We start from the raw sequence: 14,203 nt of genomic DNA on the forward strand, positions 1-14,203 counted from the left end.
AACATTAAATGTCCACAGTGCGAAAACGAAGTAACAATGAATTATAGTGTTTTCGGGAAATACGCACATTTGTATTGGATTCCTTTTATTCCAATAGGAAAAGTTAACATTGTAGAGTGCAACAATTGCAAAGCTACTTATGATGTAAAAGAGCTTGAGCAAAGAACAAAAGATAAATTCAAGCAGGAAATGGACAGAAATCCAGCGAAAACCCCTGTTAAACACTTTAGTGCTCCTATCTTAATTGTTTTGATAATTGCAGGCTCTTTTCTGTACAGCAGCTTTAACGATAATGAAATGCTTAACTATGCTAAGAATCCTAAAGTTGGTGACGTCTATTATTATGAAACGCCCGAAAAAGCCGGTCATTATTCTACATTAAAAATTACTGAAATAACTAAGGATAGTATTTTTGGTTTCGAAAACAATATGGGAATTGACTCTAAAGATCAAATGGATAAAATTTTAGATGCCAAAAATTACACCTATCCCTTTGCTTATTCAAAAGCTGAAATGAAAGATATTACTAAAGATTTAGAAGTTTTCTTTAAAATAACCCGAGAATAAACAGTTTTACCAAAACGAATTAATTTGAAAAAAATTTAAGCAATGAAAGAAATTTTTGAATGGGAAAGATTGTTATTTGACAATTTACCGCATAATTTTTTTTTAGAGGTTTTATTTCGTTCTACCGTAATGTTTATAGCTTTATTAATTACCTTAAAATTTACGGGTAAAAGAGGTGTTAAACAATTGTCTGTTTTTGAAACAGTAATAATAATTGCACTAGGTTCTGCAGCCGGAGATCCTATGTTTTATGAAGATGTAGGAATAATTCCAGCATTAGTGGTCTTCATGTGCATTCTGCTATTGTACCGTTTAATAACTTGGTTAACCGCAAAGAATAAAAAAATAGAAGAGTTTCTAGAAGGAAAAACAATTTCTTTTATTGAAGATGGGGAATTCTCAATTGAAAATTTCAAAAAAGAAAGTCTAGCGCAAGACGAATTTTTTACAGAACTAAGAATAAAATCGATCGCGCATCTGGGGCAAGTTAAATCAGCCTATATTGAAACCACTGGAGAAATCAGCGTTTATTATTATCCCGATGAAGAAGTGCAATATGGACTACCAATTGTTCCGAATCTCTTTGTAAATAAATCTAAAATAATTCCGACTGCAGGAATTTATTCGTGTACCAATTGTGGTTTTACAGAAGAAAAAAATACCGAAAAAGACATTTGTACCGTTTGCAAGAAAGACGAATGGGTAAAATCAATCAATACCACCAGAATAAAATAATTTCAAAATTAAAAGCGATGAAAAAAGCAATATTTCCAGGTTCATTTGACCCTATTACAAACGGCCATTACGATATTATTAAACGAGGTATTTCATTATTTGATGAAGTTATTGTGGCTATTGGTATTAATGCTGAAAAGAAATATATGTTTTCTTTAGAAGAGCGCAAACGATTTATCGAAGAAACATTCAAAGACGAACCAAAAGTGAGAGTAATCACTTATACAGGTTTAACTATTGACTTGTGTGCTAAAGAAAATGCACAATTCATACTTCGTGGTCTTCGTAATCCTGCAGATTTTGAGTTTGAAAAAGCAATTGCGCATACTAATAGAATGTTGTCTAAAATAGAAACAGTTTTCTTACTAACTGCCGCAAGTACTTCCTATATTTCATCTAGTATTGTTAGAGATGTTTTGCGAAATGGTGGCGATATTACCAATTTGGTTCCAAAAGTTGTTGCTAAAAAGAAATAACAGTCCAACTCTTTACTAGAAAAAAACTACTTTTGGAGCTTCATATAAAAGCCAAAACAGCAATGCAAAAAGTACTCAATCTGTTCGATTTTAAGCAAAAAGTAAATTACAAAACCGAAATTTTAGCCGGACTAACCGTAGCAATGACAATGATTCCTGAATCATTATCGTTTGCTATTTTAGCAGGTTTTCCACCATTAGTAGGTTTGTACGGGGCTTTTATAATGGGAATCATCACTGCCATTTTTGGTGGTCGCCCAGGTTTAATTTCGGGTGGAGCTGGCGCAACAGTTATTGTGTTGATTGCCTTGATGAATTCGCATGGTTTAGAATATGTTTTTGGTGCGGTAGCAATTGCTGGAGTGATTCAAATTATTGTGGGTTTACTCAAGTTAGGTAAATTCATCCGATTAGTGCCTCAACCAGTAATGTATGGCTTTGTGAATGGATTAGCAGTTATCATCTTTCTTTCTCAATTTGAGCAATTTAAAACTAAAATTAACGGTCAAGCCGAATGGTTGTCGGGTTCACCGTTTTTAATCATGGCGGGTTTAGTAGCGCTGACCATTTCAATCATCGTATTATTTCCTAAAATCACAAAAGCAATTCCGGCTTCATTAGTCGCGATTATTGTTGTTTTTGCAGTTGTACTTATATTTAATATTGACACCAGACAAGTAATGGATATCGCTTCAATTAGCGGAAGCCTTCCTCCTTTCCATATTCCTGAAATCCCATTTACTTTAGAAACCTTACAAATTATATTGCCTTACGGCTTAATTATGGCCGCTGTCGGTTTGACCGAAGGTTTACTAACATTGAACTTAGTTGATGAAATCACAGCAACAAAAGGGAATAGCAATCGAGAATGTTTAGCACAAGGAACAGCAAACATCGCAAATGGGTTCTTTTACGGAATGGGCGGATGTCCCATGATTGCTCAAACTTTAGTGAATTTATCAGCGGGTTCCCGAGCTCGACTTTCGGGAATTGTGGCTGCTTTGACCATTTTGGTTATTATTTTAGTTGGTGCTCCAGTGATTGAATTGGTTCCAATGGCTGCTTTGACTGGTGTAATGATTATGGTGGCAATTGGCACATTTGAATGGGCAAGTTTTAAAGCGTTTACAAAAATGCCCAAATCTGATATATTCGTGATGCTTGTCGTAACATTGATTACAATTTTCTTACATAATTTGGCCTTAGCCGTATTAATTGGTGTAATTATTTCAGCCTTAGTATTTGCTTGGGAAAGTGCCAAACGCATCAGAGCTCGAAAATATATTGATGCAAATGGCGTAAAACATTACGAATTATTCGGACCACTTTTCTTTGGTTCAACAACAGCTTTTACAGAAAAATTCGACCCACAAAACGATCCGAATGAAATTATAATCGATTTTGCCGAAAGCAGAATTACCGATATGAGCGCCATTGATGCCGTTAATAAAATCACAGAACGTTATGCTTCTTTTGGTAAAAAAGTACATTTAAAACATCTGAGTCCAGATTGCATTACTTTATTACAAAACGCTGAGGCCATAATTGACGTGAATATCATGGAAGATCCAAATTATAAGGTAGTTCCATAGGAATAATTTACATTAGATAAGCATAGCTCTTAGAGCATTAAAAATATTTAAATATGCTACATGGATAATCTCACTTGCCCTATTCTTTGAATTATGCTAAGAGCAATTTATAAAGTGTAACAAAGTTTGTGTTTATTCGTCTTCTTATAAACGCGACATAAAATGATATTATACCGTAAATTACTTCTTTTATCTTCCATACTTATAACTTATTGTTCTTATTCCCAACTCGAAGGCAAATGTGTTGATGAATTTGGCCAAGCAATTCCGTACGTTAATATATCGCTGAAAGGCAAAGCATTTGGTACAGTGACTAACGCAGATGGAAAATTTTATTTTGAGAAAGACTTTATAACAGAAAAAGACATTATAATAATTTCGCATCTGAGTTTTGAACAAAAGACAATTCCACTTCCTTTAAAAGACACTCAAATTGTGCTTCTTGCTAAAGTGCAACGGTTAGAAGAAGTAGTTGTTTCCTCTATAAAAAGAAAATTTAAAGAAAAAACTGTAGGAACAAAAACAGACACTGAGAACATCGTTAATTACTTTAATTCAAACAACTTAGGAACTGAAATTGGTAAAATAATTAAGGTCAGAAAGAATAAAACTTATACCTTAAAAAATGTCCAATTTAACATTCCTTCGTTTGAGCATAAATCGGCGACTTTTAGAATCAATTTTTATAATATAACAGATGAAACCATTAGTTTGATAAAAATTAATGAAACCGACAATATCGTAAAAATCACCAAAAGCGGTATGGTCAAGGTTGATATATCCGACCAATATTTATCATTTGAAAATGATTTTCTTGTCGCGGTGGAATGGATTGGCTTTGAAAATAACAGCACTGATGAGAATGAACTAAACAACATTAAATTTTCTTCAACCGTCTTCAGCGGTCCTTATATCTCAAGATCAAATGTAAATGAAACATGGGGAAATAGAAAACTAGTAATGAATATTGGAATAGGACTGTTTTTAGAAGTCAATGAATATTCTAAATAAAAGGCATCAAAATTAAGTGTTTTACAGCTTTACAAAGAGTACAATTTTAGATTTTTTTTGACAAACAAAAATTTTATCAATTATTAAGCTAAATAATTAAAAAACATCTGGATCTGTTTCCTACACAGGTTACACTAAATTATTATGATGTTAAAATAAGTAATGTTGAATATTCAAGCATTTCGATACAAATCTGTTTATAGAAATTCCATTAGCCCTCTACAGTGATTTGCTGCCGGAAAATGGAACTTGGTCTGTAATTGGAAATTCTGTAACCTATATTCAGGATTCATCTATTAGTACAAATCATTATAATTACTCAGGTACTTTATTAAACAATACAATGAGTGACACGTTTACTTTTGGAAATAATGCTCTCAAAAACTTTACTGCAATAAAAAAATAAACATACTTTATTTCAAATGTAACGTCAGAAAAACTACTTCATTTGAGCATAAAATAGTCAGTTTGACTAAGAAACAAAAAAGGAGCAGTTGCTCCTTTTTTATGTTTTAAGAAGTAATTGAACTAACTCTCATTTCATTATAATCAAATGTTTTTTTTTCAATTGATAAAACAGAACGTTTATTTAATAAGTTTTTAATTGTAATTTCGTTTAGTAGAAATTAATATCAAAATTTTGGAACCTACGTGAAAAATTATTGGAAATTATAAAAAAATATGGCATTAGACTTTCACCGAATTGATAATCATGATCATTTATTTGCACTTGACGACCAAAAATACCAGAATCTCGATGAAATATTTACCGAATTCAAACATTGCACAGGTATTTTTATTGATCAATATGCTAATTCTCAACTAACTATTGCAAATCAAAAAGCATTAATTAAGATTATTGATAATTACATTGAAAGAACGAATTTAAATTTAGAAAAAACTAAAACTATTGACATAGTAGAATTTAGAACCTTCATGAAAATATATTCCGATAACGAATTGAATATTAAAATCTTAGGAGATTAAGAATATTTTCAAGAGAAAATAGATCAACAAGTCACTGAACGTTATTACACCAAATAATCAAAATGCCAAGAATAGAAATTTAGATTAGTGCCTTACAAGCATGATTATTTTACAATTTTAGTGAGCGTTGGTATATTTTATTTATATTTGAAAGTATGGAGACATTACGTCTAGTGTAGAAAGTCTCTTTAAAATGAGTGAATTTCTATTAGAATTGCGTAAATACAAATGAATTTCATCATTGATTCTTTAATATCCTTACTGAAAAACATTGAAAACTAAAAACCCTTTTAATAAAAAAAATGGCAATGAGAAAAGCAATAATAATACTATTTATTTTACTTTATAGTTGTAAAGATGATAAAATTACAAAAACAGCCTCTAAGAACGAAGTGCTTAATAAAAAAAATGAAGTCGTATTTATAATAAGTGACACGATAAAATCTTTTTTCACTAATATTTATGTAAACGATTTACAAGAAAAACCTGATCTACTATTTCTTGGGGAAAACCACAATAAAACATCCGTTGTTATTCCGACGGAGCAGACAATTAAATTACTAGGTGGAGATCCGACTATATCTTATAGTTATAAAATAGATTTTGAAAAAGGCGATAGTGTCTTTATTAATTTTGAAAAAATTAAAATAACTAAAAACAAGACTGTTGAGATACCTGTTTTCGATATCATTAACAATAAAGGTAAATTTAGTGAAATCAATTTTGAAAGTATTTTACTTAAGGAAAACATTAAGACTAAAGCAATAGAAATTGATACCGAAAATTTCATAAATACAAAATGGGATGCAAAAAATATATTTGATAATTCCATTAACGTGCTCAATAATTTAAAACAAAGTAAAAGTATATCAACAGAATTTTATACTTCCAGAAGGTTATATCAAAAACTATTATTCGCTACAATTACAATTTTACAATCAAAAGAAAATACTATTGATTTTGAAAAATTTGGTATTCCTTTAAACGATGAAAATCAGCTAAAAAATGAAGATTATACAGACTATTTAAAAACTGTTATTACTTCAAAATATTTTAAAGGCAAAAATAATATTGATTTCTCTACAAAATTTGATTTTATCAAAGACAATCAAACGTTTTTAAATGAAAATACCAAAATGGCTGTTTTAAGTTCTTATCTGAATAATATTCTAACTGATGATAAAGGCAATTTTGAGCAATACTTTAAGAAATTTGATGAAATAAATACAGATCAAAATCTAAAGAATAAATGGAAGGAAATTAATTCTGAAATCAAAATAAAGAATGATGAATTAAACAAGAAAAATAGAACTATTGGCATTTTAACAACGCTGGTTGACAATAACAAATCAAACTTTGAAGAAGTATTAGCTAAACATAAAGGGAAAATCATTTTAGTAGATTTTTGGGCAAGTTGGTGCTCCCCTTGTCGTGAACAAATGTCTTCAATAAAAGATTTAAAATTAAAATTTAATAAAAACGAATTTCAAGTTGTTAAAATTTCAATTGATAAGGATTATGATGCTTGGGTAAGAGCTTCTAAAGTTGAAAACCTTTCAAAAGATGAAAATAGTTTTATAATTTCAGATTGGAAGAATTCTACAATTTATAAAAATTTCAATATCAACACAATTCCAAGATATTTACTTTTTGATAAGGAAGGTAAAATTTTAAATGATGATGCACCTAATCCACTTGATAGTAATCTTGAAAAAATGATAAGAAAAGCAATATAAATTCGGTTTTTAAAATCGTATTAAATTTTAAAGGTTGAGTATAATTACTGTTTTAATCGTAATTTCGTTTAGTAGAAATTAATATCAAATTTTTTAAACCTATTTATAACCTTCATGAAAATATATTCCGATAAAGAATTGGAAATTGAAATCTTAGGGGATTAAAAATATTTTTCAAGAGAAAAAAGATCAACAAGTCACTAAACGTTATAATGCCAAATAATCAAAATGCCAAGAATAGAACTTCAGACGAACATAAAAGCTAAAAAAGAAATTGTTTTTGACCTTTCGAGAAGTATTGATTTACATAAGATTTCGACCGAGCATACGAATGAAAAAGCAATCGCTGGAAAAACTAGTGGACTAATTGAAATGCACGAAAGTGTGACTTGGCGCGCAAAACATTTTGGAATTTATCAAAATTTGACCTCGAAAATCACAGCATTTGAAAGCCCTAAGTACTTTGCGGACGAAATGCAACAAGGCATTTTTAAAGCTTTTAAGCACGAGCATCACTTTTCAGAAATAAATGGGACAACAACAATGATAGATATTTTCGATTATAAATCGCCACTAGGAATTTTAGGCAAGTTAGCCGACGAATTATTCTTAAAAAAGTACATGACAGATTTGTTAATTGAGCGAAACAGAATTGTGAAAGATTTTGCTGAATCTGAAAGATGGAAAGAAATATTGCTTTAAAAAAGTATTTATTTCCGAATCGAAATTTTATAAAAAACAATATTCATTTTGAGAATTAAGCATTATAAAACAATGAAAAAAGAAATCCTATTACTTAGCTTATTTTATGTGTTACTTCTTTCTTCTTGTAAAGATCAAAATGAATCAGAAAATCCAATCATAAAAACACCGGAAACAAAAAAGGTCGTGTTTCAGGTTGACGAACGAATCGAGTTCTTAAGAATAGTATTCAATATAGCTGTAGAAGATTTTATTGACCATGACATGCTTCCTTGCGCTACAGAATATTCGAAAAGAGTAAGTCAACATTTTGATCCCTTTAAAAATCATACACTAATAAAATATGTTAACGAATTACCGAATATTGCGATTGACTTTCCTACAATAGGTTTAATGTTTACAGATTGTAAAAGTTTTCAATTCGAAAAAACATACACTAATGAACTTTCTAATTTCGGAATTTCGAAAAATGAATTAGATTCCTTACAACCACTTCTTCTTGATTTTTATAAGACATCAGACTTCGAAAATTTCTTTGCAACTAACGATATCTATTATAAAAAAGCATTAGAAAAAATAGAGAAGCAAGTAAATGAAGAAAAACTATTTGATTACATAACAGATTTTTATCATTCAAATGAAAAGGATTTACAAATGATTGTTTTCGTAGAACTAACGAATAATGCAAACAACAAAGCCATTTCCTTCTTCGATAATTACAATACGAAGAAAAGAGCAACGATACTTGGAAATATGTGCGATATTCCTGAAGAACCAACTTCCGATAATGAAATATTAGAATTAGACAATACTAAACGTAGCATTTTATATCACGAAACTTCACATTTATTCACTGATAAACTATTGAATAAATATATCGGCGCATTTAGTCAGTATGAATCCCTTTGCGAAGATTGTAGCGAAATTCAGATAAAAGATAAAGTGGACCATCTTATCGTTTTTCCTTTACAAACGTTACTGTCTTATAGAAAATATGGAAAAGATGATGGACATAATTTCTATTTAAATGAATGTAAAGATGTTCGAAGAGATATTTATCTGAAATTAAGCGAATATCAACCTGAAAACAAAACTCCTTTTGAACAGACTTATGCCCAATGTATTGAACTAATCAAAAAAGCAGCATTAAAAAAACAAAGCCTTTTGAAGAAGTAAATCTTTTACAATTATTTTCTAATATTTATAAATTTCAATTACTACTAAAGTTTATAATACGCTATTTGCAAAGAGATAGTTAAGATATGTGAATACAAATTCATCATAACGTTTAGAAATTGAATAGAAAAAAACACAATCACAATTTTAAAGACGAAAAATAAGAGAAGAATTGATACGCTAAGAAGTACTCAAAGTAAAGCTGTAAATAATTGTATTTGATAACAAGTTTCTTATTTGCTTAATCAATAGAATCTAGTACTTTTACTGTCCGTAAAATCAAACTTTTTTACAAGAAAACTACAACTTATGAATAAAGCAGTAACGCTTCTAACTTTATTATTTTCAGTAATTACTTTTGCTCAGACAAAGATTGACGAACATATCACTGTAAAATTTCCCGGCGAGCCACAAACATTTGAAGATGTTACAAAAAGCGATACGCTGAATCAAAACTATCAATCTGTACTTAATGCATATTATCTAAATTCAGATCAAGAATCTTATGTCGTACTGCGAGTAAGTGTTGTAGTAAACGATGATTTAGAACCAGATCTACCAGCAAGTAAAAAAGAGTTATTAAAAAATTATAAGAACTTTGTAACGCAACATATCACTGATATGGCTCAAAAAAATCTACTTTTTAAAGACTCAACACAAATAATGCTTAATGATCTGATAGCTTATAAAATTACTTTCAAGGCCAGTGATTCCGAAGAAGAAAATGGAGAAAGTTTACTATTATTTGCAAATGGTATTAGCTACGTCTTTATATACTCAAAAGTGGATTCATACAGTAAAGGAAATAAGGAAAAATTCTTCAAATCCATTGCGTTTACTAATTCTAAAGCTATAAAACAGATTGCAGAACCTTTCAATTACTGGGGTGCACTATTGAAGTTAATAAGTAGTGTCTTTTTAATATTTTTCGCTGTTAAATTGATAAGAAAGCAAAATAGTGCTTCAAGTAGTAGCAAGTAACTTTTAAAGATTTTGAGAGCTTATTAAAACGGTATGTTATATTAAAAAAAAGTAAAAAATCGAATATATATAATAAATGGTCTTTTGATACTTAGAACTTAAAATATTAATTATAGCAGTAATAGGTTTATTTTCAAACATATTTAATGCTCAAACAAACGAAATTCCACACAAAGTTTATTGTAAGTGCAGGTTTGAATTATTTTCTAAGTAAAACCACTGTTTTCTTTATCAATTAAGGAAGTTACGTTTTAGACCACAAAATATTAGAAACAAATTGTTTGCAAAATAGTATCAAACGCGCGAAATAATAACTTAAGCAATGCTGAAATTAAGTATATTCTCAGAAATGGAAGCAAATAAGCTGACTCACGCTTGACAGTCAATATCGTAATAAAACATAAATTCGACAAAAAATATAAATGAGGCTACTAAAATTAATTGCTCTTTCATTACTCTGCTTACTACTTTTAGTCTTTAAAATTATTCCTCATTTAAGTAAATCGCCTGAAGATTTTCATAAAACCGAAGAAACTTTTGAAAGTTCTAAAATTATCAAATGGAAAAGACTGCGCAGAGGTTCTAAAAGTTATTTACTTATAAAAACTAGAGAAGGAAATGAATGGCAAGTTGGAAAAACACATTCAAAGCAATTTGCTACATTAAATTCAAAATTGAATAGTGGTAAAAAAATAACTTTTTACACAAGAAATAAAGCCAATAGATATCCGAGTAGAGTTGATCTAGAAAATGAAATGATTTACGACACCAGAAATGATAAATTTTGGTATTATTTTATTCTTATTGGCACACCCATTTTAATTTTCATGACAATCGTCGAATACAGAACATCGAAGAAAAAAGATAGAACAAAGATTAAAAATTAAATACATTGTTGTCGTAATAAGAAATTAAGAGAAACAATTTTTAGATAAAATTGAAGTTAGCGGCTTCGAAAAAAATAAAATGGAACAAAACTATATCATAATTGAAAACATTTTAGAGCATCAAATCGAAGAAATTTTGATGGAACTTGCCAATTTGTATAATCACACTGGTTATACAGATGGTATCCAATTGTACAGAAAACAAAACGAAACAAGTTCATTTTTAATATGCTTTACCAATTCACCAGATTTAGATCGTTTCACTTATTTTGTAAATTATTTACATTATCCTGGATCTAAGTTTAAAGTTAAAGCATTTATTCGTGGCTTCTACCAGACGAAAGACATTAAAGAACTCATCGAGTTTTCAAATCAATTATGGGTTATAGTTTACGTACCTAAAAATATGGAAGAATATGACAACGTAAATATCATTACTGCTACAAACGAGAACTACTTATATGATTTTGGAGGTCGGATCACGAAGCTAACAGCTAATGAAGAAAAATTTGAAATTAACAATGCAACTTTATCAAATTACAATCACATAATATCTATTTATCCTTCAAAATCTTTCGAGAAAGCTGAAAAGCATTGGTGGAAATTTTGGTGAATTAATTAATTATAATTAATTTCATCAATCTATATAAAAATTTAAAATTCGAGAATAAACACCTCTTTATCGAAGAAACCATATTTTACTTATAAATAACTAAATGAAGAAATACGAAAAGTTTAAAATTAAATATTCAGAAGAATATGATCGATTAAGCAAACATTATAACCTAATTGGAAGCCTAAGACTTTTTATAGTAATTGCGTTACTCTTTTTAATATATCAGTCTTTCACAACAAACCAAACCATCTATATTCTCTTAAGTATTTTGATGTTTGTAGCTTTTCTTATACTAATGAAAATCCACGAAAAAATATCATGGAATAGAAAAATAAAGAAGCAATTAATCGCAATTAATACTGATGAAATAAGCTATTTAAAAAGAGAAGCAATACCTTTTGAAGATGGCAGTTCTTACATGGATTTAAAACATTTTTATTCTTTTGATCTAGATTTTTTTGGTGCTAATTCGCTCTTTCAGAATTTAAACAGAACAGCAACTTATATTGGGAGTAAAAAACTTGCAGAACTACTTCTTAAATTATTGAATAATAACGAAATACAATCGAATCAAAATGCAATAAGCGAACTTTCTAAAAAAATCGAATGGAGACAAAACTTATTGGCATTAGCCCTGATAACAAAAGACAATAAAGAAAATTTTGAAAAATTAATTGAGTGGACAGAACTACAACCACAAAAAATATCTAAATCATTAAACCTAGTTTTTTATACTACTCCAATTCTGTTTATAGCTGCAGCTGTAACTTATATTTTCACAAACGTGCCGTTGTGGCTGTATATCGCGGTTGCTTTTTTCTTAGTAAACTTGTTCTTGCTCGTAACTCAACTAAAAAAGATAAAAAAGGAAGTCATCGATGCTGATAAAATTGCTTCAATAATTAAACAGTATGGTTTAATTATTGAACAAATAGAAAATGAAAAATTTGATAGTGCGAAATTAAACCTACTTAAGGAAAAACTCTTAAACAAATCCTATACGGCAAGCAAGGAAATAAAAAGTTTATCCTCATTATTTTCAAATATTGATACGATTCAGAATGGTGTCGCGGCCATTTTATTTAATGGCGCATTTTTATATCATATCCACACGTTGAATACTTTAATTAAATGGAAAAAAGAGTATTCAAAAGAGTTAGTAGATTGGTTAGAAATTATTGGAGATTTTGAAGCTCTTAATAGTTTGGCGAATTTTTACTGCAATAATCCAAGTTTTGTTTTCCCAAGCTTGAATAGCACTTATGAAATAGCACTCAAAGATTTAGGTCATCCATTAATAACGGAAGAAAAGAGAATATGCAACGACGTAATTTTTAAAGAAAATAATTTTATAATACTTACCGGTTCTAATATGTCTGGCAAAAGCACGTTTTTAAGAACATTGGGCATAAACATGGTTCTCGCAGGTATTGGCGCTCCCATATGTGCAAGTGAAGCAAATATTCACCCTTTAAACGTAATAGTTTTCATGAGGCAAACGGATTCGCTTACAGATAGTGAGAGCTACTTTTTTGCAGAAATAAAACGTTTAAAACAAATCATTGATAAATTAAAATCTGAAAAATGCTTTGTATTGCTAGATGAAATATTAAAAGGAACAAATTCTGATGATAAACAAACCGGTACCATTGAAGTCATAAAAAAGCTTATTTCTAAAAATGCAATTGGCGCAATTGCCACTCACGATTTAAAAGTTTGTGATACAACTAATGACTATCCCACAAAGCTTATTAATAAATGCTTTGAGGTTGAAATCATAGCTAACGATTTAGCATTTGATTACAAACTACGGGACGGTGTTTGTAAAAATAAAAGCGCTACTTTTTTAATGAAAAAAATGGAGATAATTTGATGAAAATCAACTTAAAATTTATCTATATTTGTTATTGCTTGCATTACTTTAAATACAAATATTAATACCTAATTGGTTCTCAAAATGTAAAGGACAAGTTCAAAACCGACAATAGCGAAACTATGAAAAAAATTATTTTTTTACTGACAATTACTTTTGGGCTTTCAACATTAAGTAATGCACAAACAAAAGAGATTAAACTTAAAGGAATCTATAAAGAAATTGATGTTACTCGTCACAATGATGCGATTGCCATATTAAACGGCGAAAATAAAAAACTCAAACAGCAGACTGTTGCTGGAATTTTAAAAAATCCAAATTTCTATAATCCTCCTGTTCTTTATGCACTTTCTCATGAACTTTTTGAGCAAGACAAAAAGGACGAAGCTAGTTATTGGTTTTATGTTGCGCAACTAAGAGCACGTTACGATGCCAATTTGTGTACTGATAATTCTGCAAAGCAAGCTGTTTCTGTCTTAAATAATGAATATGGATCTGATATTAATGTGTATGCTTTTAAAAATATTGACCAATTAGAAAAAACGATTACAAAGGTGGTAGACTTCGTGAAAGCGAATGCAGAAAACTATGACCACAGATGGATCAACCTGCACGGAATGGGTGCTGTTATAGCTGGTATGAGTGAAGATACTGAGACGAAAGCACTAAGTCAACCAGAAGATAAGTGGGCTGCAATAAAAAAGAAAACAATCGACGAATATTACAATGGTTTTGTAGAATATGTCAAAAGTAAGAAGTAACAATATGAAATTTATAAGCAACCCAAATAATTAAACTATTTTGCATTTTTGACGGAATTTAGTATGGAAATATATCATTTACAATTTTCAAAGTACCCTAACA

General features: G+C 29.6%; 14 protein-coding genes. All 14 read left to right on the forward strand.

Annotation, left to right across the window (positions count from 1 at the left end; genetic code table 11):
• Positions 1-36 precede the first annotated feature (36 nt).
• The 14 genes from ACFSX9_RS11730 to ACFSX9_RS11795 all read left to right on the forward strand — a co-directional run bounded on the left by ACFSX9_RS11730 (position 37) and on the right by ACFSX9_RS11795 (position 14,100).
• Entirely contained in the window at positions 37-567 is a 531-nt protein-coding gene (locus tag ACFSX9_RS11730; protein ID WP_379807875.1) for a hypothetical protein, read from the forward strand.
• A gap of 42 nt (positions 568-609) precedes the next feature.
• Positions 610-1,302, forward strand: a complete 693-nt coding sequence (locus ACFSX9_RS11735) for a DUF421 domain-containing protein (protein ID WP_379807877.1) — start codon at positions 610-612, stop codon at positions 1,300-1,302.
• Between the two features lie 17 nt (positions 1,303-1,319).
• Entirely contained in the window at positions 1,320-1,778 is a 459-nt protein-coding gene (gene coaD / locus ACFSX9_RS11740) for a pantetheine-phosphate adenylyltransferase (RefSeq protein ID WP_379807879.1), read from the forward strand.
• Positions 1,779-1,840: 62 nt separating this feature from the next.
• Positions 1,841-3,370, forward strand: coding sequence for a SulP family inorganic anion transporter (locus ACFSX9_RS11745; protein WP_379807881.1), 1,530 nt, complete (start codon positions 1,841-1,843; stop codon positions 3,368-3,370).
• A gap of 162 nt (positions 3,371-3,532) precedes the next feature.
• Entirely contained in the window at positions 3,533-4,381 is an 849-nt protein-coding gene (locus ACFSX9_RS11750) for a carboxypeptidase-like regulatory domain-containing protein (RefSeq protein WP_379807883.1), read from the forward strand.
• Between the two features lie 681 nt (positions 4,382-5,062).
• Positions 5,063-5,368, forward strand: coding sequence for a hypothetical protein (locus ACFSX9_RS11755; RefSeq protein WP_379807885.1), 306 nt, complete (start codon positions 5,063-5,065; stop codon positions 5,366-5,368).
• A 308-nt stretch (positions 5,369-5,676) separates the two neighbouring features.
• Positions 5,677-7,104 (forward strand): thioredoxin-like domain-containing protein, encoded by a 1,428-nt coding sequence (locus tag ACFSX9_RS11760; protein ID WP_379807887.1) that lies wholly within the window; start codon positions 5,677-5,679, stop codon positions 7,102-7,104.
• Between the two features lie 228 nt (positions 7,105-7,332).
• Positions 7,333-7,806, forward strand: coding sequence for an SRPBCC family protein (locus ACFSX9_RS11765; RefSeq protein WP_379807889.1), 474 nt, complete (start codon positions 7,333-7,335; stop codon positions 7,804-7,806).
• 72 nt (positions 7,807-7,878) lie between these two features.
• Positions 7,879-8,982: a DUF4932 domain-containing protein gene (locus ACFSX9_RS11770; protein WP_379807891.1), complete on the forward strand. Its 1,104-nt coding sequence runs from the start codon at positions 7,879-7,881 to the stop codon at positions 8,980-8,982.
• Positions 8,983-9,291: 309 nt separating this feature from the next.
• Positions 9,292-9,963 (forward strand): hypothetical protein, encoded by a 672-nt coding sequence (locus ACFSX9_RS11775; RefSeq protein WP_379807893.1) that lies wholly within the window; start codon positions 9,292-9,294, stop codon positions 9,961-9,963.
• Positions 9,964-10,385: 422 nt separating this feature from the next.
• On the forward strand, positions 10,386-10,850 hold the full coding sequence (locus ACFSX9_RS11780; protein WP_379807895.1) for a hypothetical protein: 465 nt from the start codon (positions 10,386-10,388) through the stop codon (positions 10,848-10,850).
• Between the two features lie 79 nt (positions 10,851-10,929).
• Positions 10,930-11,463, forward strand: coding sequence for a hypothetical protein (locus ACFSX9_RS11785; RefSeq protein WP_379807897.1), 534 nt, complete (start codon positions 10,930-10,932; stop codon positions 11,461-11,463).
• 103 nt (positions 11,464-11,566) lie between these two features.
• Positions 11,567-13,339, forward strand: coding sequence for a MutS-related protein (locus ACFSX9_RS11790; RefSeq protein WP_452124586.1), 1,773 nt, complete (start codon positions 11,567-11,569; stop codon positions 13,337-13,339).
• Positions 13,340-13,461: 122 nt separating this feature from the next.
• Positions 13,462-14,100 carry a hypothetical protein gene (locus ACFSX9_RS11795; RefSeq protein WP_379807901.1) on the forward strand — a complete coding sequence of 213 codons (639 nt, stop codon included), beginning with the start codon at positions 13,462-13,464 and terminating at the stop codon, positions 14,098-14,100.
• Positions 14,101-14,203: the final 103 nt, after the last annotated feature.

Source organism: Flavobacterium ardleyense (assembly GCF_042686085.1).
In the GTDB taxonomy this organism is placed as follows: Bacteria; Bacteroidota; Bacteroidia; order Flavobacteriales; family Flavobacteriaceae; genus Flavobacterium; species Flavobacterium ardleyense.